Annotated in this window: 18 protein-coding genes; 4 read left to right on the top strand and 14 right to left on the bottom strand. The window is 72.5% G+C overall.

Annotated elements, in window-relative coordinates:
- Nucleotides 1–292 precede the first annotated feature (292 nt).
- The 4 genes from ACIBH1_RS41600 to ACIBH1_RS41585 form a co-directional block, all read right to left on the bottom strand.
- Nucleotides 293–778: an SRPBCC domain-containing protein gene (locus tag ACIBH1_RS41600; protein ID WP_397319589.1), complete on the bottom strand. Its 486-nt coding sequence runs from the start codon at nucleotides 776–778 to the stop codon at nucleotides 293–295.
- Nucleotides 779–791: 13 nt separating this feature from the next.
- Nucleotides 792–1,163: an ArsR/SmtB family transcription factor gene (locus ACIBH1_RS41595; RefSeq protein WP_397319588.1), complete on the bottom strand. Its 372-nt coding sequence runs from the start codon at nucleotides 1,161–1,163 to the stop codon at nucleotides 792–794.
- Entirely contained in the window at nucleotides 1,150–1,581 is a 432-nt protein-coding gene (locus ACIBH1_RS41590) for an SRPBCC domain-containing protein (RefSeq protein WP_397319587.1), read from the bottom strand. Before ACIBH1_RS41590 ends, ACIBH1_RS41595 begins: the two co-directional genes overlap by 14 nt.
- Before the next feature lie 95 nt (nucleotides 1,582–1,676).
- Complete coding sequence (locus ACIBH1_RS41585) at nucleotides 1,677–2,435, bottom strand: DeoR/GlpR family DNA-binding transcription regulator (RefSeq protein WP_397319586.1); 759 nt, start codon at nucleotides 2,433–2,435, stop codon at nucleotides 1,677–1,679.
- Between the two features lie 48 nt (nucleotides 2,436–2,483).
- Between ACIBH1_RS41585 and ACIBH1_RS41580 the strand changes: the two genes are divergently transcribed.
- On the top strand, nucleotides 2,484–2,873 hold the full coding sequence (locus ACIBH1_RS41580; RefSeq protein WP_397319585.1) for a hypothetical protein: 390 nt from the start codon (nucleotides 2,484–2,486) through the stop codon (nucleotides 2,871–2,873).
- Nucleotides 2,874–3,271: 398 nt separating this feature from the next.
- On the opposite strand, the gene ACIBH1_RS41575 is transcribed toward ACIBH1_RS41580, so the two are convergent.
- The 3 genes from ACIBH1_RS41575 to ACIBH1_RS41565 are packed head-to-tail and all read right to left on the bottom strand — an operon-like array spanning nucleotide 3,272 to nucleotide 8,828.
- Nucleotides 3,272–6,874: a protein kinase gene (locus ACIBH1_RS41575; protein ID WP_397319584.1), complete on the bottom strand. Its 3,603-nt coding sequence runs from the start codon at nucleotides 6,872–6,874 to the stop codon at nucleotides 3,272–3,274.
- A 53-nt stretch (nucleotides 6,875–6,927) separates the two neighbouring features.
- Nucleotides 6,928–7,893, bottom strand: coding sequence for a transcriptional regulator (locus tag ACIBH1_RS41570; protein WP_397319583.1), 966 nt, complete (start codon nucleotides 7,891–7,893; stop codon nucleotides 6,928–6,930).
- The gene (locus ACIBH1_RS41565; protein WP_397319582.1) at nucleotides 7,881–8,828 is read right to left on the bottom strand and encodes a transcriptional regulator; all 948 of its coding nucleotides are present in this window, start codon (nucleotides 8,826–8,828) and stop codon (nucleotides 7,881–7,883) included. Before ACIBH1_RS41565 ends, ACIBH1_RS41570 begins: the two co-directional genes overlap by 13 nt.
- A gap of 117 nt (nucleotides 8,829–8,945) precedes the next feature.
- Between ACIBH1_RS41565 and ACIBH1_RS41560 the strand changes: the two genes are divergently transcribed.
- Nucleotides 8,946–12,782: a S8 family peptidase gene (locus ACIBH1_RS41560; protein WP_397319580.1), complete on the top strand. Its 3,837-nt coding sequence runs from the start codon at nucleotides 8,946–8,948 to the stop codon at nucleotides 12,780–12,782.
- A gap of 74 nt (nucleotides 12,783–12,856) precedes the next feature.
- A complete protein-coding gene (locus ACIBH1_RS41555) occupies nucleotides 12,857–13,627 on the top strand; it encodes a BTAD domain-containing putative transcriptional regulator (protein WP_397319579.1) in 771 nt (256 codons plus the stop codon).
- Here the strand turns inward: ACIBH1_RS41555 and ACIBH1_RS41550 are convergent.
- The 6 genes from ACIBH1_RS41550 to ACIBH1_RS41525 all read right to left on the bottom strand — a co-directional run bounded on the left by ACIBH1_RS41550 (nucleotide 13,557) and on the right by ACIBH1_RS41525 (nucleotide 17,674).
- Nucleotides 13,557–14,009, bottom strand: coding sequence for a S26 family signal peptidase (locus ACIBH1_RS41550; RefSeq protein ID WP_397319577.1), 453 nt, complete (start codon nucleotides 14,007–14,009; stop codon nucleotides 13,557–13,559). The genes ACIBH1_RS41555 and ACIBH1_RS41550 overlap by 71 nt on opposite strands.
- A 7-nt stretch (nucleotides 14,010–14,016) precedes the next feature.
- On the bottom strand, nucleotides 14,017–14,247 hold the full coding sequence (locus ACIBH1_RS41545) for a hypothetical protein (RefSeq protein WP_397319576.1): 231 nt from the start codon (nucleotides 14,245–14,247) through the stop codon (nucleotides 14,017–14,019).
- Between the two features lie 22 nt (nucleotides 14,248–14,269).
- Nucleotides 14,270–16,060 carry an ABC transporter ATP-binding protein gene (locus tag ACIBH1_RS41540; protein ID WP_397319575.1) on the bottom strand — a complete coding sequence of 597 codons (1,791 nt, stop codon included), beginning with the start codon at nucleotides 16,058–16,060 and terminating at the stop codon, nucleotides 14,270–14,272.
- Complete coding sequence (locus ACIBH1_RS41535; protein ID WP_397319574.1) at nucleotides 16,057–16,533, bottom strand: TlpA family protein disulfide reductase; 477 nt, start codon at nucleotides 16,531–16,533, stop codon at nucleotides 16,057–16,059. Before ACIBH1_RS41535 ends, ACIBH1_RS41540 begins: the two co-directional genes overlap by 4 nt.
- The gene (locus tag ACIBH1_RS41530) at nucleotides 16,533–17,039 is read right to left on the bottom strand and encodes a MauE/DoxX family redox-associated membrane protein (protein WP_397319572.1); all 507 of its coding nucleotides are present in this window, start codon (nucleotides 17,037–17,039) and stop codon (nucleotides 16,533–16,535) included. The genes ACIBH1_RS41535 and ACIBH1_RS41530 overlap by 1 nt, the downstream gene beginning before the upstream one ends.
- A gap of 68 nt (nucleotides 17,040–17,107) precedes the next feature.
- Entirely contained in the window at nucleotides 17,108–17,674 is a 567-nt protein-coding gene (locus tag ACIBH1_RS41525; RefSeq protein WP_397319571.1) for a TetR/AcrR family transcriptional regulator, read from the bottom strand.
- A gap of 305 nt (nucleotides 17,675–17,979) precedes the next feature.
- Here ACIBH1_RS41525 and ACIBH1_RS41520 point away from each other — a divergent pair, with 305 nt between their 5' ends.
- Entirely contained in the window at nucleotides 17,980–21,465 is a 3,486-nt protein-coding gene (locus tag ACIBH1_RS41520) for a M28 family peptidase (RefSeq protein ID WP_397319570.1), read from the top strand.
- Here the strand turns inward: ACIBH1_RS41520 and ACIBH1_RS41515 are convergent.
- Nucleotides 21,462–24,251: an ATP-binding protein gene (locus tag ACIBH1_RS41515; protein ID WP_397319569.1), complete on the bottom strand. Its 2,790-nt coding sequence runs from the start codon at nucleotides 24,249–24,251 to the stop codon at nucleotides 21,462–21,464. The two genes, ACIBH1_RS41520 and ACIBH1_RS41515, sit on opposite strands and share 4 nt — an antisense overlap.
- Nucleotides 24,252–24,329: the final 78 nt, after the last annotated feature.

The following is a 24,329-nucleotide window of genomic DNA, read 5'->3' as shown; positions in this document are numbered from 1 at the left end:
AGGGGCGGGGGGGGGCGCGGGGGGGGGCCGGGGGGGGGGGGCCCGGGGGGCGGGGGGGGGGGGGGGGTGTTTTGTGGGGGGGGGGGCCCCCCCCCCCCCCCCCCCACCCCCGGGGTCGATGGCCTGGGGGCCATCGACAACCCGTGCGGGGTGCTCGGGCGGGCCTCTCTATGGCGGTTTGGGTTGGGTTTCCGCCAGCACCCCAACGTCGATGGCATGGGTTGGTGACACCCGTGATGACGAGTTGCCGCGGGGAACCCAGCACGCACGCTGCTGAGGGGACGAGGACCTCCTAGCGGATGGACGTGGCGGCTATGTGCGCTTGGCGGCGGGCGAGGTCAGCGGGGCTGCCGAACGGGCTTCCACCGCCACTCTCCAGGTAGTCACGCAGGCTCGTCATGTAGTGCTGCCAGCTGCGGGTGCACATGCCGAAGCACTCCAGTTCCTCACTCAGGCCTTGGTGGCGGAAGAAGAGCTCGGCCGCGTCGCCGTCGCCCGGAGTGATGGTGAACGTGGGCCGGGTGCCGATCCAGTCGGGCAGGAAGGGGCAGTCGACGACGGTCCATCGCACCGACGTCGGCCGGGTCGCCTCGTCTACCTGGATCACGAGGGGATCGGGGGCGTTCATGTGAAACCGGAGCTCGCCGCCGGTCGTGCCGAATCCGGTCACGGGGTTCCACCAGGCCGCGAGACTCGTGGTGGTGGTGAGCGCGTCGAAGAGAGCGTCGGGGGAGGCTTTCACCCGCACGGTCGTCTGGTAGTCCGCAGTGCTTGTCATGGTCAGGTCCTTTTCAGGTCGAATGCCGATCGTCGTGACCCTGGACAGGTGCACTCCTGTCGAGGTGGTTGCCGAGTGCTTGGAGGCGGTCGTCCCAGTCGTGGGCCAGCGCTGCCAGGAATTGCTGCGCGAGCCGTACGGGTGCGGACTGGAGCCGGTAACGCACGCGCCGCCGCTCGCCGAGTTCCGGGCTCACCAGGCCGACGTCAGTCAGCAGGGCGAGGTGTTTGGCGATCGCCTGGCGTGTGATCGGGAGGCGGTCGGCCAGGTCGGTGGCGGTGGCGGGGCCTTGTGTGGCGAGCGTGGCCAGGATCGCCCGCCGGGTGGGGTCGGCCAGGGCGTGAAAGACCTGCTCCGCGATCGCCTCGATGTCAGGCGGCGGCAAGGCGGTCGGCCAATACGTCGAGCTTGCTCGCCCATCCTTCGATGTGGCTTTCGTGGGTCTTGCTCCGGAAGCCGTCTGGCAGTTGGGCGAACCCGGTCTCCACGACTCGCAGGCGGGTGTCGGAGCCGGACGCTTCGAGGGTGAACTCGACGTAGGTGCGGCGGGGATCGCCTTCGGGGAGATCGGGGAGCCGCCAGGTGAATCCGAACACCGTCGGTTCCTCGACCCGTGCGATCCGCATGTCGACGATGCGTCCGCTGCTGACCGTCAGCTGGGCGGCCCCGCCGGGTCGCAGGTCGATGGTCACGTTCTCGCCGAGCCAGGACGACAGGCCCTCGGATGTGGTGAGGGCGGCCCATACCTGCTCAGGTGGGCTGGCTAGCACCACGCTTCGCTCGATCCGGTCGGGGAATGCCACAGCAGCCTCCAGTAAATAGCAACCGGCCGGTTGCTATGTTATGGCAACCGGATGGCTGCATCAAGGTCTGGAGGCCGCCGCTGAGGATTTGATGGTCAGCCTGCCGTGAGGACCTCCACGCCGAGCGCCCTGACCTGCTCGACGACCGTGTGGTGCGCGTCGGCGTCCGTGATCACGCCGCTGACCTTCTCCCACGGCAGCACGCGGAAACGGGAGGCGGTTCCGAGCTTCTCCGAGGAGGCGAGGATGTAGGTGTCCGCCGCCCGCGCGGACAGGGCGCGCTTCATCGCCGCCTCCTCCGCGTCTCCCGTGGTCAGGCCGACCTCGGGGTGGACGCCGGTGACGCCGAGCAGGCAGAGGTCCGCGGAGACGTTCTGGGCGGCCTCGACCGCGGCGGCGCCGCAGGTGACCGCCGAGTGCTTGAACACGCGGCCGCCGAGCAGGAACAACTCTGCCCGGGGGTGGTCCAGCAGGGCGGCGGCGATCGTCGGGCTGTGGGTGATCACCGTGCAGGAGAGCTCCTTCGGGAGCGCGTGGGCGAGGGCGAGGGCGGTGGTGCCGCCGTCGAGGATCAGGGCGCCGTCGGGCCGTACCAGCCCTGCGGCGACGGCGGCGACCTTGCGCTTGCCGTCCGGGGTCACGGTCTGTCGGGCCGCGTAGTCGGCTACGGCGGGTGAGACAGGGAGTGCGCCGCCGTAGACGCGCTGGCACAGTCCTTCGGCGGCGAGGTCGCGCAGGTCGCGCCGCACGCTGTCTTCGGAGATGCCCAGGTCGGCGGCCACATCCTTGGCGACGATCTTGCCTTGGCGGGCGAGGAGTTCGAGCAGGTGGTCGCGTCTCTCAGCGGCTAGCATTCACGTTGTCTCCTGTTCTTGCACGTTTATGCATGTATTGTAGCGGTCATGACAGACAGACCGATGCTCATCCTCATCGCCGGCCCGTATCGCTCAGGGACCGATGGCGATCCGCAGGCCATGGCCGCCAACCTCGCCCGGCTGGAGGAGGCCGCGTGGCCGATCTTCGCCGCCGGACACCTGCCCGTGATCGGGGAGTGGATCGCGCTGCCGGTGCTGCACTCCGCCGGGGCGGGGCCCACCGATCCGCTGGCGGAACAGGTGCTCTATCCGGCCGCCGACCGGCTGCTCGGCCACTGCGACGGCGTGCTGCGGCTGCCCGGCGAGTCCACGGGGGCCGACCAGGACGTCGCCACCGCGCGGCGTCGTGGGCTGCCTGTGTATTACGACGTGGCGGACATTCCCCGCTTGGCCGAGGAGGTGCAGGAGGTCGGGTGACGGGTCGTCGCGGCGAGGAAGCCTCGGGAGGTGGCGAGGGTAGCGGCACGGGCCTTTAGCAAGCCGAGCGCTGCCAGGCCGACCGTCACCAGGCGGGGCGCGGGCGAACCAGGCGTGGACAGGCCGGGCGTGGGGTGAACCGCGGCTGCGGCGTCGTGAAGCACGCCATCGAGCTCGTCGCCTAAGCGTCCTGCGCCGCACCGGCCCTCAGCCTCGAGCGCCGCTGCTCGCCCCCATACCTGCCGGCAGCACCTCGACACCCCCACCGCCTGTCAAGAGAACGCGGCCGTGATCGGCTGCCCGCGCCACATGAGCCATCACCCGCAGCGTCGGCCTGGACGGGGAGATCGACGCGATGGTCGCCGAAACGGACGAGGAGTTCTTCGGCCCGCAGGCGTTCAGCACACCTCCCGATAGGCCACCCCCGGAAGGTACTGCTCCCACTCACCCCGAGTGAGTTGCCGCCCCACCCGCGCGCACAACAGGCCCACCGCCCGCTCAGCATCCGTCACATGCGAATGCACAGCGCCCGAACCGGTCACGACCTGCAACGTCCCCCCATCCGGAGAGAACCCCAGCGCGACCACGGAATCACCCCAGCCAGGAAACGCCAGGTCCGAGACGTCCCCCGTCACGGAGTCCACCAGCCGGACCCGGTTCCCCACGTCGGTTGCCGCCAGGGTGCGGCCGTCAGGGGCGGGGGCGGTTGACTGCAGCCCGTACCTCCCGGTGAGCGGAGAGTCGTGCAGCCTGCCCGTCCCGAGCTCCACCTGGTAGAGCGCGTCCGCGCCCACGAGTGCGGAGCGGCCGTCGGCGGTGAGACCGGACAGGCCGATGACCAGGTGGCTGGTGTCGGCCCGCCACCGGATGCGGCCGGTGGCGGGGTCGATGAGCACCAGGCCGTCGTCGTCCACCGCCACGAGTTGCGTGCCGTCCGGGGTGAAGGCGTACGGGCCGCGCGCGCCGGGTGTGGTGTGGGCGTGCCGCCAGCCGGAGCGGGCGGTCCAGGTCTGGGTGACGGGCTGCGCCTGGTGGCATCCGGGCGGGACGCGGTGGGCGCCGGAGGCGACCAGGGTTGTGCCGTCCGGGCTGAAGGCGACGGCCTGCAGCTCCCACGTGTCGCCCGGCCGGCGGGCGGGGCGGTCGGCGAGGCGGGCCACCTCGCGGCCGGTGGCGACCTCGCTGATGCGGACCGCGTCGTTGGGGGTGATGGCGGCCAGGAGGGTTCCGTCCGGGCTGAGGCTCACCTCCTGGAAGGGGTCGTCCCCTCCGGTGCAGGCAGACGTGCTCGTCGAGGCGGGTGGTGTGGAGGGTGGTGTGGAGGGTGGTGTGGAGGGTGGTGTGGAGGGCGGCACGGAGGGCGAGGTGGAGGGTGGTGCGGAGGGCGGGGCCGCGGTGTAGACGGTCGTGGGGCCGATCCGGCGGCGTGAGTGCAGGTCCCAGACGCGGATGCCGTCCGGTGCCGCCAGGGCGACCCGGCCGGACCGCATCGACAGGGCGCCGGCCGTGGCCTCCTGGCCCACGCCCGGCAACTGCGGGGGAGCGGTGTAGGGGGCGAGGTCGACGGACAGCGGTTCGCTCTTCCCGGGCAGGACCACCAGGCTGCGCCCCTGTTCGGCGAACGCCATCTCCTGGAGTGTCTCCGGCAGCGGTGACATGACGATCGCGTGGCGGCCGGTGCGGAGATCCCACAGCCGGATGCTCTGCCCGTCGGCGGTCGCCAGCCATCGTCCGCTCGCGTCGAGAGCGAACTGGTGGGTGACGTGGCCGTTGCCCGCGTGCTCCATGCGTTCGGAGCCGGAGCCGGAGCTGGAGCCGGAGCCGGAGCCGGAGGCGAGGTCCCAGAATCGGAGCTCGCCGTTGTTCGAGACGAGCGTGCTCCCGTCGGCGGTGAAGCTCAGCCGGGTGACTTCCTGCTCGCCCTCCTCGGCCGCGTCGGGCACCGTGAACTCGAGCAAGGTCCGGCCCGACGCGACGTCCACGAGCTCCACCCCGCGACCTTCCGTGGCGATCGCCAGCGTGGACCCGTCGGGGGACAGGGCGAGCGCCATGACGTTCTTCCTGGACAGTTCCGCCACCCGGGTGCCGCGGGTCAGGTCGAAGACGGAGATCGGCCTGCCGGAGGTGTAGGTGAAGGTCGCCGCGCGGCGGGCGTCGGCGCTGAAGACGGCGCTGTTGCCGATCGCGGCCTCCTCGCCGAGGAGCCTGCCGCTGCGCACGTCGAAGACGCGGGTGACGGTCTGGGACGCCTCGATGGTCAGGAGCGTGGAGGCGTCGGGGCTGAGGAAGGAGTTCGCGCAGCAGCCGGGGAAGCGGATCGCGGCGACGCGAGTGCGCGAACCGGGGTCCCAGATCTCCGCCCCGTCGCTGTCCCACGACAGGATGTGGCCGTGATCGGCGACCGCGAGATACGGTCCCTTGATCCCCAGAGCCACCTGCGGTTGCGCGAGTGACGACAGCAGGCTCATGCGCGCCTCGGCCACGGGCGAGATGCGCCAGGCGGCCACGCTGAGCAACTGGGCGGTGGACGGGGCGAGAGTGCGCAGCGAGGGGACACGCGCCGCCAGGCCGCGGGCGATCGCCTCGTCGCGCTGGGCGGTGACGACCCGGCGCTGGGTCTCGGCCAGCGTGGCCAGGACCGCGGTCAGCGACAGCAGCAGCGCGAGCGTGATCAGCAGGAGCCGGCGGCGCCGCACCCGCCGTCCGGCCAGGGCGGACGACGCGGCCAGGAAGTCGCGTTCGAGGGTGTTGAGCCGCAGGTTGCGCCTGGCTCCGGCCGCCCAGCGGTTGTCGCGTTCGAGGGCGGAGCCCTGGTCCAGGTCGGCGTCCCTGCGGCCGTTCGCCGCCCACACGCGCGCGGCCTCGCGCAGGCGGTGGTGGTCGGCCTGACCGGGCCGCTCCTCGTCGAGCCAGCCGGTCAGCCGGGGCCAGGCGACGGGCAGCGCGGGGGCGGCGATGCGGACGCCGTCGCCGGACGCGGCCAGGATGCGGGCGCGGACGAAGGCCTCGACGACGGCGCGCCCGGCGGGATCGTCACCGAGTTCGTCCGGGGGCGCGGTCCTGAGCCGGTCGTCCGGGCCCAGTAATCGCAGCAGCACCCCGGCGGCCGCGGCCTGCTCGGCCGGGGTCAGCGCCAGGAAGACCCGCTCCGCGCGCTCGCCGAGCGGCGGATCCGCGGCGCCGCCGCTCGGGCCGACGACGCCGGCCGCCGCGCGTCCCGCCTCCATCAGGCGAGCGGGGTCGGGGCGGTGGTCGAGCAGCCGCAGGAGCAGGTCGCGGCTGTCCGGCCGGCCCTGGGGGTGTTCGGCCAGCCCGGACAGGACGAGCGAGCGCACGGGCTCGGGCAGCCCGGCGAAGGGCGCGTGGGCGCGGTACGGCTGGCGGCCGGAGGCGGCGTACAGCATCACCGCCGCCCAGCCGTACACGTCCGCCGCCTGACCGGCGGCCGAGCCGCGCAGGACCTCGGGCGCCATGTACATCGGCGTGCCCACGGGGCCGTGGGCGGCGGAGGAGACCGTGCCGGTGAGCAGCCGGGCGATGCCGAAATCGATCACGCGCGGCCCGCCGGGGCCCAGCAGCACGTTGTCCGGCTTCAGGTCACGGTGCACCACCCCGGCGTTGTGAATGGCCACCATCGCCGTGGCGATCCCCACGGCCAGCCGGTACAGCTCCTCGCCCTGCAGCGGCCCGTGCTCCTGGACGACCGCGCGCAGGCTGGGGCCGGGGACGAACTCGCTGACCAGGTACGGCCGGGCGGCGTCGAGATCGAACTCGATGATGCGAGCCGTACAGAAGGGAGCCACCCGCAGGAGCGCGGCCACCTCCCCGTTCATCGGGCGCAGCGCGGACACGTCGGCGTGCAGCACCTTGATCGCCACGCGGGCCCGGTCGGGGCCGTACCCTTCGAACACCACGCCCTGGCCGCCCGCGCCGAGCCGTCCCGCCAGGACGTAGTCGCCGATACGGTGGGGATCGCCTTCGACGAGCGGGCTGCCGGCCATGATTCATTCTGGCCCGGCGATCGCGCGGGAGAAAGCTCGCCTGTCAGGAGGTTTCACACCTCGCCGTTAACCCCGCCCTGCGCCCTGGCCGCCTGGACGCCCGCCTGGAAGCGGGTGCGGGCCCCCAGCCGTCCCATCAGCTCCGCGATCCGCCGCTGCGCCGTGCGATAACCGATGCCGAGCTGCCGCGCGATCGCCTCGTCCGTCAGCCCCGTCAGCAGCAGCGCGATCAGCCGCTCGTCGTCCTGGGGCGCCTCGCGCGGCCCCGCCAGCCGCATCGGCAGCGCCCGCTCCCACATGCCCTCGAACAGCCTGCTCAGCGCCTCCAGCAACCCTGACGGATGCACGAGCAGCGCCGCCGAGTCGGGCGCTTCGTACCGCAGCACCATCAGCCCGAACCGGTCGTCCACCAGGTACGTCTTCAGCGGCAGCGCCGGCAGCACCCTGGCCAGCTGCCCCGCCCCGATCATCTCCTCGATCTGCCACAACGCGCCGGGCCGGTCGATGAAGTCGCGTTCGTAGATGACGCGGCTGGTGATGCCGCGCTCCAGCAGCTCGCGCTGGGCGTCGACGCTGGGGCGGCGGTCGAAGTAGGGAGGGCGGGAGAAGGTCCGCACCTGGTGGCGGGCGGCGCGCTGGAGTTGCAGGTGGCGTTGCCGTACGGCCGTCGCGCCGGTGATGACCTCGACGACGAGCGGCGGCTGGTGTCCCGCGGCGCGGCGCTGGAAGGCGTCGTCCAGCTCGGCGGCGTGTTCCCTGGCCCTGGACAGGCCCTCCTCCGCCACGGTCAGGAGCGCGTCGAGCGCGACGTCGGGGGCGACGGCGACGTAGCGGACCGGGTCGTCCGGGAGGCGGTTGACCAGCCCCCTGGCCTCGAGCGTGCCCAGCAGGACGGGCAGCGCGGGGTGGGCGAAGGCGGCCAACTGGTCGAGGGTGGCGGGCGAGCACTCGACGAGCAGCTCGTAGAGCTCCTCCTCGGCGGGCCCCAGCCCGAGCGCCGCCAGCGTCACGACAACCACCCGCGCACGACAGCCTGGTAGCCCGCCTGGAACCGGGTCTGGGCGTCGAGCTGCGCCATCATCGTGTGCACGTGCCTGCGCACGGTGCGCGCGCTCCACCCGAGCTGCGCCCCGATGGCCGCGTCGGTCAGCCCGGCGATGAGCAGCGGGAGCAGGTCCGCGTGCGCGTCGGCCGGGCTCCTGGTCTCGGGCAGCCTGGCCAGGCCGTGCCGCATGCCCAGCGGCATCGCCCGCTGCCAGCTCATCTCGAACAGCGCGGCCAGCGCCTCCAGCACCGCCGGGTCGTGCACGACGAGCGCCGACTCGGCCATGTGCAGGTCGTGCCTGAGCGGCAGGATCGCCATCGGCCGGTCGTTGAGCACCAGCTTCATCGGCACCTCGCCGACCCTGGCGTGCTCGCCCGCCGCGATGTAGTCGGTGACCACCGCGAGGGCTCCCGGCTGCTCCATGGCCTTCCTGTCGTAGATGACCCGGTAGTCGACGCCCCGCGCGAGCAGCTCGAACTCGAGCGCGTTCTCGCCGACGACCCCGGCGTACGGCGGGGCGTCGAGGACGCGGATGGAGCGGTGGGTGTCGCGCTGCAGCCGGTCGAAGCGCTCCATCACGGCCGGCCTGCCGATCACCACCTCCACCAGCCCGGCGGGCTCCCGCTCGACGCGTGCCCGGTGGAAGGCGGCGGAAAGCCCGGCGATGCGCGCGCGGGCGGCGGTCAGCTCTCTGGTCCTGGACCTGAGCAGGGCGTCGAGCCCCATGCCCGGCGCGACCGCCGCGTACCTGGGCGGGTCCTCCGGCAGCAGGGTGACCAGGCCGAGCTCCTGGAGCCGCGCGCACAGGGCGGCGTGCTCCTCCAGCTCCGCCGCGGCGACGGGGGAGGCCCGCAGCAGCCGCTCGTACAGCGCCTGTTCGGCCGCCGTCAGGCCCAGGGGTTCGAGCATGCGCCCATGGTGTCCTCTTCGCGCCAACGGCGGGAAGAGGACGAAAGGTGATCTTTCCGGATTGAGCGCGAAATGCCATGTTTTCCGTGCACGATCTTGAACGACCCGAGGAGAACCATGGTTCGCCGGCCGCTCGCCGGGCTGACAGCGGTGGGACTGGTCCTGTCGATGGGGATGGCCTTTCCCACCCCGGAGCAGCCCGCCCCCGAAGCCGCAGCACCCCCCGACCAGACCAAGCAGGTCACCCTGATCACCGGTGACGTGGTGACGTACGGCACCGCCCCCGACGGCACCCCGCGAGCCCGGGTCACACCGGCCGAGCGCACCGGTGGCGCCCCCGTGATGTTCGCGATGCAGCGCACGGGCGCCTCCTACTACGTCTTCCCCTCCGACGCGATGGGCCTGGTCGCCTCGCGCAAGCTCGACAAGGGCCTGTTCGACGTGGCCTATTTGACCGCCAACGGCTACACCGACGCCGAGGCCCCGTCCCTGCCGGTCATCATCCAGTACGGCACGGCAGGCAGGTCGGCGACCGCCCAGGCGGACGCGCTCCCCGCCACGGCCTCGCCCCTGGCACTGGCCAGCATCGGCGGCGCCGCCGTACAGGTCGACAAGAAGGGCACGGGCCGGTTCTGGTCGGCGGCCAAGGACGCCGCCCCGGTGGCGATCTGGCTGGACCGCAGGATGAGGCCGGTGCTCGACAAGAGCGTGGCGCAGATCGGCGCACCCCGGGCCTGGGCGGCCGGGTTCAAGGGGCAGGGCGTCAAGGTCGCCGTGCTCGACACCGGCGTCGACCCCGACCACCCCGACCTGGCGGGCAGAATCGGGGCGACGGCCAACTTCACCGACGATCCCGACGCCCGTGACGGGCACGGGCACGGCACCCACGTCGCCTCCACCATCGCCGGCTCCGGCGGACCGTACGTGGGCGTGGCGCCGGAAGCCACCCTCCTGGTGGGCAAGGTGCTCAGCTCGGCGGGCTTCGGCACGGCCTCGCAGGTCATCGCGGGCATGCAGTGGGCGGCCCCGCTGGCCAAGGTCGTCTCGATCAGCATCGGCGGTGAGTACGAAGACCAGAACGGCCCCATCAACCAGGCGCTGAACACCCTGAGCGCCGAGACGGGCGCATTGTTCGTCGTCGCGGCGGGCAACGACGGCGCCAGCCGCAGGATCAACTCGCCGGGATCGGCGGCGGCAGCGCTGACGGTCGGAGCGGTCGACGGCCAGGAGCGGCTGGCGCCGTTCTCCAGCAGGGGACCGACCCCGTTCGACTACGGTCTCAAGCCCGACGTGGTCGCGCCTGGCGTCGGCATCGTCGCCGCCCGCGCGCGGGGCACGACGATGGGCACGCCCGTAGACGACCTGCACACCGGCGCGTCCGGCACCTCGATGGCCGCCCCGCACGTGTCCGGCGCCGTGGCCATCCTGGCCGGCCAGCACCCGGGCTGGACCAACGAGCAGCTGAAGGCCGCGCTCATCGGCACGGCGAGGGACAACGGCCTGTCCACCTACCAGCAGGGGGCCGGCCGCATCGACGTGGCCAGGGCCGTCACGCAGCGGGTGCGCGGATCCGGCAACCTCGACTTCGGCTTCCTGGCCTTCCCGCAGAGCGGCCCGGTCACCAGGACGATCACCTACACCAACGACGGGGACCAGCCGGTGACGCTGGCCCTGCGCGCGAGCGTCGCGGCGCACCAGGGCGGCACCGCGCCCGAGCGCACGCTCACGCTCGACCGCGACACGGTGACCGTCCCCGCCCGCGGCAGCGCCGCGGTGGCCGTCACCTTCGACCCGTCGGGCCCGGCGACCTGGTACGAGGGCGCGGTGGCGGCCACCGGCGGCGACGTGAGCGTCCGTACGGCGGTCGGCGCGTTCGTCGAGCCGCGCAAGGTCAAGCTCAGGACCAAGATGATCATGCCGGACGGCGCGGCCGGCACCGTCTCCGCCGGATGGCTGTTCATGCGCACCGACGAGCGCGACGACCTCGACTCCTTCCACGTGGCCGAGGCGGCGCCCGAGGCAGAGGTGAGCGTCTACCCGGGCTCCTTCAGCGCCGGCACGATCGTCGCCTGGCGCGGACGGGGCGGCGAATGGCAGGAGGCCCTGCCCACCGCTCCCGAGATCAGGGTCGAGCAGGACACCTCCGTCACCCTCGACCTGCGCGAGGCCCGCAAGGTCACGGTCCAGACCTCTCGCCCGAGCGAGACCTACCTGGCCCACTACACCCTGCGGCGCATCGCGGCCAACGGCGACTCGACGGACCTGCTGACGTCCCCGCCGGCGTACGGGCTGCGCCACTACTGGATGCTGCCCACGGAGCAGGTCACGCAGGGCAGCCTCGACCTCGTCGGCCAGTTCTGGCAGGGCGCGCCGCTCATCACGATGAAGGCGGCCGGACTGCGGCTCGACCCCCGCTACCTCCACGTCGAACCCGAGGTCGTCAAGCTCTCCGGCAGGCGGTCCCTCCGGCTGGTGGACGTGGGCCACGGCACCGACCTGTCGGGTCTGGACGTGAAGGGCAGGCTCGCCCTGCTCGACCTCGGCGACCTCTGCCCGGAGTCGACCTGCTCCGGCAACGGCCTCGACCGCGTCCAGGCCCTGGCGGACGCCGGCGCGGTGGCCGTGCTCGGCTACGGCGCGTCGGGCCGCGCGTTCCTCGACCCGGCCGGCAGCTGGGCGCTCTACCCGATCCCGACCATGAGCCTGCCCGCCGAGCAGGGCAGGGCCCTGGCGGGCAGGTCCGTCCGAGTCCAGGTCGAGGGCACCCCGAACTCGCCCTACCAGTACTCGCTGGTCTTCCCCGAGCGCGGGCGCATTCCCTCCTCCCTCGACTATCGGGTGGGCGGGAAGAACCTCTACGAGATCGACAACCGCTTCCACTCCGACAAGCCCGGCTCGATCGCCATGAGCTGGAATCCCGCGCTGACCACCGGTTCGCGCGCCTTTCCCGCGCCGTTCAACCTGGGCGGGCGGTGGCCGGCGCGGACCGTCATGACCGAGTACGTCGGACCCGTCACGCCCGGCGTGGCGTGGACCAGGGATGTCAGGATGCGCTACGACGAGGCCAATCCCGCCAGGACCGGCTACACGGCGACCGCGCTCGACGTCTTCACCGGGCCGGGACGCAGGACCGAGAAGTGGGGCATGCAGCCCAGGGTGCCGGGCTCGGTCCGCCTCACCGACGCCGTGGTCGCCTCGGGCCTGGTCACCTGCTTCCCGTGCAGGACCGAGGACCTGTTCACGGCCGCGGTGCCGATCATGGGCCCGGAGCCGAACCACCAGGAGGCCTACACCTGGAGCGCCAACGCGTCGGCGTGGTCGGGCGGCAAGGACGAGATGCGCCTCTACCGCGACGGCAGGCAGGTGCCCCTGGAGGAGAAGACGGCCGTGCTCTCCATCTTCCAGTTCAAGCTGCCGACGTTCCCGCTGGCGCAGGAGGAGGCCGGATACCGGCTCACCGACACCTTCCACACGCCCAACTCGGGCCAGCAGTTCGCCACCGACGTGGAGACGGCCTGGACCTTCCGGTCCAAGCGCCCGGACACCGGGATGGCGGACCTCACCGACGGCCTGTGCGCGGGCTGGCTGGTCCGGCAGACCCTGGCGCCCTGCGCGCCGGTGCGCAGGCTCAACCTCAGCTACGACCTTGACCTCGACCTGGACAACCGGCTCCCGGCCGGCCGTGACCACCGCATCACGGTCACCGGCTACCACGGGTCGTTCGGCGTGAAGGACGCCAGGCTGACCGGGCTGACGCTCTCCGTCACCTTCGACGGCGGCGCCACCTGGCGGCCGGTGCCCATGCGAGCCAGGGGCGAGCACGCCTTCGCCGGCACCATCACCCACCCGCCGCTGGCCGGGACCGGCGGCGTCGTCGGCCTGCGCGCCACGGCCACCGACGCGGAAGGGAACACGATCGAGCAGACGATCCAGCGGGCCTACGGGCTGAAGTAGCGCCGTTCATCGGATACCTGGACATACCGGAGACATACCGGGGCCCTGCATGCTGTGGCCCCGGAGGTGATCGTGTGTTCACGTTGCTGGGACGGCTGACCGTGGCGGGACCTGGCGGGGAGATCGTGGTCGGGGCGGCCAAGCAGCAGGCCGTCCTGGCCACGCTCCTGCTGCGCCAGGGCCGGATGACGACCATCGACCGGCTGATCGAGGAACTGTGGGAGGACGGCGCCCCCGCCACGGCCAGGACGAGCCTGCAGACGTACGTCTACCGCCTGCGGCGCACCCTCGCGCCGCTCGAACCGCTGGGCGTGCGGCTGGCCACCCGCGGATCGGGCTACGTGCTGGACATCCCCGACGGGGCGCTCGACACCACCCGCTTCGAGAGGTCGGCCGCCGCGGGCGCGGCCCGGCTCGCGCGGAACGAGCCGGGCCCGGCAGCGGAGTCGCTGCGGGAGGCGCTGGCGTTGTGGCGCGGCCCGCTGCTGCCCGACGCCGACTCCGCGTTCGTCCGGCAGGAGCGGGCACGGCTGGCGGAGATCTGCGCGAACACCCGCGAGCTCCTCCTGGAAGCCGACCTGCGCGTCGGCCCCCCGAGCCGGGTCATCCCGGACCTCGAACGGCTCGTCCGCGCCCACCCGCTGCGCGAGTGCCTGTGGGCGACCCTGATCAGGGCGCAGGCGATGGCCGGCCGCCGGGGCGAGGCCCTGGCGGCCTACCGCAGGGTCCGCGACCTGCTCGACGACGAGCTGGGCATCGAACCCTCCGACGAGCTCAAGCTGCTCCAGCGGGCCGTCCTCCAGGGCGGTCTCGTCCCGGCGGGCGGCGCATCCGCCGTGTCATGACGGCGTGCACGTCGCCGGCGGGGAAACAGCCGTGCTCGCGCGAGTCGTAACTGGCCGCGGCGTTGTCGCCGAGCAGCACGACCCGCCCGTACGGCACGCGCTCGCCGGGGACGGCCCGCCGTACCGCGTCAGGAACCGGATCGCCCGCCAGCGCGGCGATCCTTTTGACGAGGTACGGCTCGCCGATCGGCAGAGGGCTGCGCACGACCGCGATCTGGCCGCGTCGCAGCCCGCCGGACCGCACCCTCCTGGCGAGCAGGCGCTCCCCGTGCACGAGGGCGGGCGCCATGCTGGACCCGTCGACGCGGACGACCGTGTAGGTGCGGCGCAGCCATGCGGCGAGCCCGAACAGCACGGCCGCCCCCAGCGCCAGGAAGGCCATCGGGGCCCTAGCAGGAGCCGCAACCGCCGTAGCGCTTCCACCCCGAGTACGTGACGACGCCGTTGCCCCGGTAGCACACGAGCCTCTTGGCCTTCTGTATCGACTTGATGGAGCTGTAGCCGGCCTTGCACCAGGTGGTCAGGCACTTGTACTGGTAGTTGCACTCACTCGCCCCGGCCGGCACTTCCCGGACGATCGCCGAGAGGATCCGGTCGGCGAGGTTCTCGATCAGTTTCATGAGCTGTGCTCCTTCGGATTCTTCAGGAAACGAGTTCGGGTTCCTGGTAGCCGCTCGCCTGCAGGCGGAACAGCCGCGCGTAGGACCCGCCGGACGCCATCAACGTCTCGTGGCGTCCGGCCTCGGTGATGACTCCACCGTCGAGGACGACGATGAGGTCGGCGTCCCTGACGGTGTTGAGCCGGTGCGAGATGAGCACGCTGGTGCAGCCGTTGCGCTGCCTGCGCGTCCTGGCGTGCACATCCGCCTCGGCCTCCGGGTCGAGCCCGGAGCTGGGTTCGTCGAGGATCATCAGGTCCCGCTGGCCGCGGAACAGCGCGCGGGCCAAGGCCGTACGCTGCCACTGGCCGCCGGAAAGCACGACGCCGGTGGCCGGATCGGACTGGTCCTCGCCGAAGAACATGCGGCTCAGCAGGGTGTCGTAGCCCTGCGGCAGCGCGGCGAGCGTCTGCCCCACGCCCGCCGCCGCGGCGGCGTCGTGGACCCGCTCGAGGTCGTCGCGCGCCGCGGTGAAGCCGATGGACACGTTGTCCCTGGCGGACATGTCGTAGTCCATGTGGTCCTGGAAGACGCCGGAGATGCGGGAGCGCAGTTCCTGCGGATCCACGCTCCTGATGTCGATGCCGTCCCAGGTGATGGAGCCGCGCTGGGGGTCGTAGAACCGGCACAGCAGCTTGATCAGCGTGCTCTTGCCGGCGCCGTTGAGCCCGACGATCGCCACGTCGGCGCCGGCGGGGACGAACAGGGTGAGCCCGCGCAGGATCCAGGGATGTTCGTCGCTGTACCTGAACCACACGTCGGTGAGCTGGATGCCGTGACGCAGGCGGGGCATGGGCGCGGGGTCCGCCGGAATCGGCAGGTCGGGCTCGGCCCGGATGACGGCGACGTAGTGGCCGAACATCAGCAGGTCCTCGTGCAGGGCCGCGACGCTGCCGATCATCCCGTTGAGCGAGCTCTGGACGGCGGCGACGGCGGCGACCAGCAGCGACACGTCCCCGACGGTCAGCGTGCCGGCGGCGGCCGCCGTCACCGCCCACACCAGGCCGCCCCCGGCGACCACCGCCGTGAGCAGGGTCAGGGAGCCCTCCACGGACAGCGCCTTGAGATCCATGCCGCGATGGGCGGCGTTGGCGGCCCGCAACTCGCTCATCATCCTGCCGCGCAGGAACCGGCCGCTGTTGAACAGGCGGATCTCCTTGGCGGCCTCGACGGTCACCAGGAGGTCGCCGTAGAACATCTGGCGGCGCTCGGTCGGGCTGACCTCCCACAACACCGACACGCGCCGGCGCGACAGGCGGAGCTGGGCCACCAGGATGGGCAGGCCGGTGGCGAGCACGATCGCGGTGAGCGCGGGGCTGACGACCAGCAGCGAACCGATCATGCCCAGGAGCGTGATGCCGTCGCGGAGCGTGCCGAGCACGCCGGTGAGTACCGCCTGCCCGGACGACAGGCTCGCCTGCGCCATCCGCAGCCGGTCGTGGAAGTCGGGGTCCTCGAAGCGCCGCAGCCCGGAGAAGCGCAGCGTGGCCAGGAAGAGCCGGTCGGTGGTGTGGGCGGTGAACTGCCTGCCGATCTGGTTGCCGAGGTACTGGGCCACGTGCGGCAGAGCCGCCAGCGCCACGCCCGCGGCGGCCAGCGCCACCGCGACGGAGACCAGGCCGGCGACCGGCGTTCCCGCGGCCAGGCCGTCCACGACGGTCTTGGTCAGCCAGGCCACCGCGATCGGCGCGACCGCCTGGACCAGCATGACCAGGACGTGCGCGGCCATCAGCCCGGGAACAGTCCGGAGGGCGACGGCGGCGGCCTCCCTCATGCCCTGGCCGGGAAGCTCAGGTCCAGATCCGTGCCGCTCACCCGGTTCTCTGCGTCGACGACGTAGACGGTGGGGAAGGCGCTGACGTCCAGCGCCTGCTGCAGGGGGCCGTGGATCGGCTCCACCACCACGCGCGCCGCCCCGGCCAGGACCTCGGCGTATCCGGCCGCCTCCTGCTCCGTCTCGGCCGCCAGCACGGCGATCACCTCGCCGTCGGTGCGCCGGGCGAGCTCGGCGAACCCGGGCAGGATCTCCTCGCACGGCTCGCAGCCGGGGGCGAAGAAGCCGATGAGACCGGGGCCGCGCATCACCTCGCGGGGGAACGCCTCCCCGACGGCGAGCCCGTCACCGGCCGGCGACCTGCGCGCCTGCGCGGACAGGCGGCCCGTCCGGCGCATCAACCCGACCGTGAGCAGCAGGTTGACCAGGCAGAGCAGGCCCAGCAGCACGACGGCCGCGACCAGATACGCCATCAGATCCTCTCCCTCAGCAGATTCGCGATGTCGTCGAAGGCGATCAGCAGGACCGCTCCCACGAGACCGGCCGAGCCCGCGACGACCAGGCCGGCCACGGGCGGATCCCCGCCCGGCAGGGTGTGCGCGATCCAGCCCGTCGCCGCCACCGCCAGCAGCAGCGTGTTGCGCATGAGATGCACCGGGCCGAGCGGCTGCGCGGAGCCGCCGAAGCAGCGGCACGGAACACGCGTCCCGGCGCGCATCGACACGGCGATCACCGCGGTGAATCCGGCGAGGAGCAGGCCGCTCAGCGCCAGGCCCAGCGCGGGAACCGCCATCAGGAACGGCACCGCGGCCTCCGCGGCCGCCACGGCGACGGCGACCGCCGTCCGCATCCGCCGGGGAACCGTGGTCAGGGAGGACGCGAACCCGCGCAAGGACGCCCTACCGCGCACCTTGGTGAACGCGGAGACCGCGAACACCACGGCGAGCAGGACCTGGCACGTCACTTGCACGAGAGACACAGACGGTGATCGTGGTGCAGCCCGCTAGCGCGCCGTTAGCGCCGCACTAGCGCCGGCCGCGCAGGGGCTCAGGTTCCTGCCTGCGGCAGCGCCGTACGGAGCCGGGCCTGGGCCTGGCGCATGCGCGCGCCCTCCGGCGCGAGCGCGGGGTCGAGCAGCGACTGGAACAGCAGGCCGTTGAACATCGCCAGCACGAGCCCGGCCGCGTCGTGCCCCGCCAGGTCGTCGCCCAGGCCCAGCACCGCCGCCAGCGCCGGGCGCGTGCGCGCGAAGCCCTCGGCGAGCAGGCCCCTGACCCGCTCGTCGTGCTGCGCCTTGGCCAGCGAGGTGAGCAGGTGGGCGGCCAGCCCGGAGTGGCGGCTCATCTCCAGCAGGTCGCCCGCCTGGCGCAGCCGGTCGGGCTCCGACACCGCGGTCAGTTCGGCGGCGATGCGTGACAACCACCGGTCGAGGCCGAGGATGACCGCCTCGGTGATCAGATCGTCCTTGGAGCCGAAGTGGTAGCTGATCGAGGCCGCGTTCGCCCCCGACTCCTCGGCGATCACCCGGGCGGTGATGCGCTCGGGAGGCAGGCGCTCCAGGCAGCGCAGGGCGCCCTCGATGAGGGCCAGGCGATTGCTGCGCTGCGGGCTCACCGGCGCGATTGTACGGGCTGGCCCCGCGAGCCGCCCCTCACCGGCTCCCGTTGTCAGGACGCCCAGTAAGGATGCTTCCTCCGGGGGGCCTACGCAACGCCTTCAGTAGTACGTAATCCTCGAAGCTCGCCAAGGCGGGCGGGCATTTACGTACGGATACCGATCCCGATACGGATGTCCTGCCACCCAGTGAGGATCTACGGTCAAGCCGCCAGGTGAGCCTAGCTCACCTCACCCCCCAGAAAGCGTCCACGCCTGCCCCCACGAGGGTCAGGCGTGGAGGCAACCATGAAAGGAGCTGGCGAGTGAGACGACAAGCCCTCCTCGCGGCTGTCGCCGGGCTGGCCACCACAGCCGCCCTGGCGATCTCCCCGACCGCCGTGGCGGCGGCACCGCCGAAAGATCCCCGACCCAGCCTGACCGCAGCAGACCCGGGGGCGCGCGCCGCCGCTGGGGCCGACCAGGCCGTCTCCAGCGGCCTGGACGCCTTACGCAAGGGTCCCGACGAGACCTACTGGCGCCGAGCCGTGACGGCCGGCGCCAGTGGCATGTTCTACGTCTCCTACGACAGGACCTACAAGGGCCTGCCCGTCGTGGGCGGCGACGCGGTCGTGGTGACCGACTCGGAAGGCAAGGTGCAGGACACCACCGCGGCCAGCGGGCCGAGCCCGGAGAACCTGAGCATCCGGCCCAGGGTCAACGCCGAGCGCGCGGCGCGGATCTCCCGCGCCAAGCTGGACAAGGTCGACCTGTCCGAGGCCCCGAGGCTGGTCGTGCTGGCCTGGGGCGCGCAGCCGATCCTGGCCTGGGAGACCGTCGTGCACGGCGTGGCCGCGGGCAAGCCGAGCAAGCAGCACGTGTTCGTCGACGCCAGGTCGGGCGCGATCGCCGACTCCTACGACGAGGTGCGCCTGAGCAACTTCGGTGCGCGCAGCGCCGTCCAGGGCCCGGTCAGCGTCAAGACGAGCGCGCAGGGCACCCTGTCGAGCACCCTGGCGGGCTCGGGCAGCGGCTACTACAACGGCAGCGTCACGATCGACACGAGCCAGGCCAGCGGCACCTACCGCATGGTCGACACCAGCCGCCCCGGCATCCAGTGCGGCGGCCAGAACGGCTCGGCCTACACCGGTCCCGACGACGTCTGGGGCAACGGCCAGGGCACCAACCTGGAGACCGCCTGCGTCGACACCCTGTACGGCGCGCAGACCGAGTGGAAGATGCTCAGCGAGTGGCTCGGCCGCAACGGCATCGACGGCAGCGGCAGGGGCTTCCCGGCCCGCGTCGGCCTGGCGGACGTCAACGCCTACTGGAACGGCAGCTACACCAACTTCGGCCGCTCCCAGGACAGCCAGCGCCAGGTGACCCCGATGGACGTGGTCGCCCACGAGTACGGCCACGCCATCTTCCAGACGACGCCGGGCGGCGCAGGAAGCGGCAACGAGAACGGCGGCATCAACGAGGGCACCGGAGACATCTTCGGCGCGCTCACCGAGCACTACGCCGCCAACGCCAACGACCCGGCGGACTACGAGGTGGGCGAGGAGGTCAACCTCGTCGGCCAGGGCCCGATCAGGTACATGTTCGACCCGAGCCGCGTCGGCGACCCGAACTGCTGGTCCAGCAGCATCCCCAGCACCGAGGTGCACGCCGCGGCGGGACCGCTGAACCACTGGTTCTACCTGCTCGCCGAGGGCTCCAGCCCCGGCGGCGGCAAGCCGAACAGCCCGATCTGCTCCGGTGGACCTTCCTCTGTCACCGGCGTCGGCATCCAGAAGGCCGGCAAGATCTTCATGGGCGCGCTCGGCCGTAAGACCTCGTCCTGGCGTTACGCCAACGTGCGCAGCGCCAGCCTGGCCGCGGCGGTGGAGCTCTACGGCGCCAACAGCGCCGAGTGCGCCACGACCAAGGCCGCCTGGAACGCGGTGAGCGTCCCGGTCCAGTCCGGCGAGCCCACCTGCCAGGCGCCGTCCCAGGACTTCTCGATCTCGACCAACCCGACCTCGGGCACCGTCGAGCCGGGACAGTCCGCCACCACGACGGTCGGTACCCAGACGACCTCGGGCAACGCGCAGACGGTGAACCTGACCGCGAGCGGCCTGCCCTCAGGGGCGAGCGCGAGCTTCAACCCGGCCAGCGTGACCAGCGGCAACTCCAGCACGCTGACCATCTCCACGTCCGCATCGACCCCCGCAGGCACCTACACGGTGACGATCACGGGCACCGGCCAGACGGCCACGCACACGGCCTCCTACTCCCTGCGCGTCGGTTCCGGGCCATCCCCGACCGACCCGCCGGACATCAGCCTGGCCAACGTCAAGGCGCACGTGAACCAGTTCGGGACGATCGCCTCCAACAACGGCGGCAACCGTCGCTCGACGGGACCCGGCTACACCGCCAGCGTCACCTACATCGAGCAGAAGCTGCAGGCGGCCGGCTACACGACCAGGCGGCAGAACTGCGGCTCCACCTGCACCTCCGGCGCGGGACCCAACCTGATCGCGGACTGGCCCGGCGGTGACACCAACCAGGTGGTCATGGCCGGCGCCCACCTCGACGGCGTCTCGGCCGGCCCGGGCATCAACGACAACGCGTCGGGCTCCAGCGCGCTGCTGGAGGTCGCCCTGACCCTGGCCACGCAGAACCCCACGATGGCCAAGCACGTCAGGTTCGGCTGGTGGAGTGACGAGGAGCAGGGCCTGAACGGCTCCGAGGGCTACATCGCCTCCCTCACCACCGCCGAGCGGCAGGCGATCCAGGTCTACCACAACTACGACATGGTGGGCTCGCCCAACGGCGGCTACTTCATCAACAACATCAACACCACCGCCGCGCAGCATCTGAAGGCGTTCTACGACGCCCGCGGCCTGCAGCCGGAGGAGAACACCGAGGGCGCCAACCGCTCCGACGACGCCTCCTTCCGCAACGCGGGCATCGCCACCTCCGGCGTGGCCGCGGGCGCCAGCGCCACCAAGACCACGGCGCAGGCGGCCAAGTGGGGCGGTACGGCGGGACAGGCCTACGACCGCTGCTACCACGCCGCGTGCGACACCGTCAGCAACATCAACGACACCGTGCTGGACCGGGCGGCCGACGCGGCGGCCTACGCGATCTGGAAGCTCGCGGTCGGGACCTCCACTCCCGGCCAGGACTTCTCCATCGCCACCAACCCGTCCAGCGGCAGCGTCCAGGCCGGCCAGGCGGTCACCACCCAGGTGACCACCCAGACCACCCAGGGCAACGCGCAGACGATCAACCTCAGCGCCTCCGGGCTGCCCAGCGGGGCCACCGCCTCGTTCAACCCGGCCAGCGTCACCAGCGGCAACAACAGCACGCTGACGATCAGCACCACGGCCTCCACCCCCGCGGGGAGCTACCAGGTGACGATCACCGGCGCCGGTGCGAGCGGCAGCAAGACCACCGTCTACTCGCTGACCGTGCAGGGCACCCAGCCCGGCCGGACCTTCCGCAACGACACCAACTACACGATCCGCGACTACACCTACATCCAGTCGCCGATCACCTCCACCGCGACAGGGACGGCGCAGTCGCCGGTCCGGCTCTCGGTGACCAGTAACCACACCTGCATCGAGGACCTGGGGATCTGGCTGCGCGGCCCGAACGGCACGTGGTACCAGCTCCGGGCCCCCGGCGGCACCTCCTGCTCCGTCTTCGGCACCCGCACCTTCTCGGTGCCGGTGACCCAGCAGGCGGCCGGCACCTGGGTCCTGTACATCGAGGACGTCTACGCCGGCGACACCGGAATCCTGGACTGGTGGAGCATCACCGTCTAGTGATCACCCGTCGTGGTTCCGGCTGACTGATCCTCAGCCGGAACCACGATCTCGGTTCTCGATCGCACGCCGAGTTTGCGCAGGAGGGTCGCGACGTGGGTCTCGACAGTGCGTCTCGACAGGAACAGCACCTCGGCGATCTCCTTGTTCGTACGGCCCAGCGCGACCAGGCGGGCGACCTCCCGCTCGCGCTGGGACAGCACCCCGGTGCGCCTGGGCGCGGGCGCGGCCACGCCGTACTCGCGCAGGGCGTGCCTGCAGCGGGCCGCGTCCCTGGTCGCGCCCAGCGCCGCGAACCGTTCCGCCGCCTCGGCCAGCACGTTCGCGGCCGCCGTACGGTCACCCAGCGCCAGCAGCGCACCCGCCTCGGCCTCGCCGGCCCTGGCGGCCGCGTACGGCTGGGGCATGGCGGCGTAGGCGGCGCGCGCCCGGGCGTAGCACTCGGCGGCCCGAGGGGGATCGCCGGAGGCGAGCAGGCCGCGCGCCAGATGCAGCCCGGCGGCGGCGGAGGGCGCCATCTTGCCCTCGATGCCCAGCGCGAGCTCCTCCACCAGCACCTCCGCCTCGTGGGAGCGCTCCACGGCGAGGTAGGCCGAGACGGCGGCGGGCACCAGCTGGTCGCCCCAGGCCCACACGCCCTTGCGCCGCAGCCTCTCGACGACCAGGTCCGCCTCCCGCGCAGCCGCCTTCGGGTTGCCCCTGGCCAGGTGCAGTTCGATCATGCCCGCCCAGGCGGCGAAGACCATCGGCACGTAGATGGAGTCGGGCTGGTTGACGCCGGCGGCGGCCAGGTGGCTCTCGGCCTCGGTCCACTCGCCGGACGCCATCGACAGCCAGCCCAGCACCAGGTGCGCCTCGACGCCGCTGAAGGGCAGGTCGGCGGTCTCCTCGACCAGCGCGGCGGCCCGCGCGGCCAGGCCCTCCCACCGGCCGGTCATCCAGTCGATGCGCAACGCCACCCCCTGCGCGAGGAAGGCGGGGAAGGGCGCCCCCACCTCCTCGGCCAGCGGCATGCCGACGCTGCCGTACTCCTTGGCCAGGGTGAACAGGCCCAGCGTGGCCGACAGGTCGTACAGGTTGCAGTAGGCGCGCGCGACCTGGCGCCGCACGGCGGCCGACGGGTCGTGCACGGGCAGGCGCGGCGCCAGCTCCAGCACCTCGGGCGAGCCCATCGCCATCGCCAGCGCGGCCCGGTTGGCCTGCACCGCGGTGCTCTGCTCCGGGTCGCCGCCCGCGGCCGCCAGCCGTTCGGCCAGCGCCATCCACTCCTCCTGGACCGACACGTGCTCGCCGCCCCAGCCCGGCATGGCCAGGCTGGCCCAGCCGCGGGCGGCCAGCGCGGGCTGGTCCTCCAGCTCCCGCAGGGCGGCCTTCAGGACCGGGCGGCCGGTCGCCACCTCGCCGACCTGGAAGGAGAGCATCATGCCCAGCGCCAGCCTGGCCTCGCCGCGCAGGTCGCGCGACAGCTCCTCGTCCGACAGCAGGTGGCGCAGCAGCCGGATCACCCGCCGGTGCGACAGTCCCGCGATCGCCAGCCTGCTCAGCTGCAGCACCAGGGGCGCGCGCTCGGAGGCGGGCAGGTCGGGATCGGCCAGCAGGCTCTCGATCACCTCGACGGCCAGCGGGGTGTCGCCGATCGCGGCGGCGCGTTGCGCGGCCGCCGTGCCGTACTCCAGCCACGCCTTCAGGTCGCCGGCGCGCCGCGCGTGGAAGGTGAGCTGCACCAGCGGCGGAGGGTCGGCGTCCGCCAGGGCGGCCACCGCGCGCTCGTGGGCCTGGCGGCGCTCCGGCCCGGGGATGGTGGCGTAGGCGGCCTCCTGGGCGAGCGGGTGGCGGAAGCCGTAGCGGCCGTCGCCGTGTTCGTGCAGCACGCCCAGCCGCAGCGCCTCCACCAGGCCGTCCAGGTCGCCGGCGACGACGGCCAGCGGGCCCTCGCCGACCGGCAGGCGCAGGACGGCGGCGGCGCGGGCGACGGCCAGCCCGGCGGGGGACAGGCGGGCCAGTTGCTCGGCGGTGGCCTCGCGCAGCAGCAGCGGGACCGGCAGTTGTTCGAGGCTCTGCTGCGGGCCCAGCGCCCGCACCACCTCCTCGACCAGGAACGGGATGCCGGAGGTGCGTTCGTGCAGGCGCCCGGCGAAGTCGGGCGGCAGGTCGGAGCGATGCAGGAGGGCGGCGGCCAGCAGGCCGACGTCGCGGGCGTCGAGCGGCTGGAGGGAGACGACGACGTTGGCGTAACCGAGGGGCAGCCCGGTGGCGGGCCGCCGGTAGGTCAGCACCAGGGCCAGGCCTTCTGGCGGGCGACCGGTCAGGAACCGTAACAGGTCCTGGGTGCCGTCGTCGGCCCAGTGCAGGTCCTCGATGATCAGTACGGCGGGGCCGGCGGCGGCCAGCAGTTCCCGCACCGCGCGGAACAGCCGGTGGCGCTCGGCCCCGGGATCGGCCAGCGGCGGCGGCGCGGGCGGCAGCACGGGAAGGAGCTCGGGCAGGTGCGCGTGGAGCGCCCCGGTGACGGGGCTGAGCTCGCCGAGCCGTTCCTGCGGCAGGTCGCGCAGCGCCTCGAAGACCGGCCCGTACGGGAACGGCTCGCGCAGCTGGTGGCAGTGGCCCAGGAGGAGGGTACGGCCCGGCCCGCAGGTCTGCGCCGCCGCGGCGCGCACCAGCCGGGTCTTGCCGATGCCCGGCTCGCCTTCGACCAGCGCGACGGAGGGCGGGTGCGTCATGACCTCCCGCAGGATCCGCATCTCGCCGTCGCGTCCGACCAGCCTGGCCGCGGCCACATCGCTCATCTACGACTCCGTGGGCTAGGGGACCCCCTCCGGAAGTTATCCACCCCCTGACACAGCGGGTCAATCCCGTCACATAAC

Origin of the sequence: Nonomuraea sp. NPDC050663 (assembly GCF_044456985.1) — a bacterium.
Classification (GTDB): Bacteria; Actinomycetota; Actinomycetes; order Streptosporangiales; family Streptosporangiaceae; genus Nonomuraea.
This window is presented reverse-complemented; position numbering and strand designations above follow the sequence as displayed.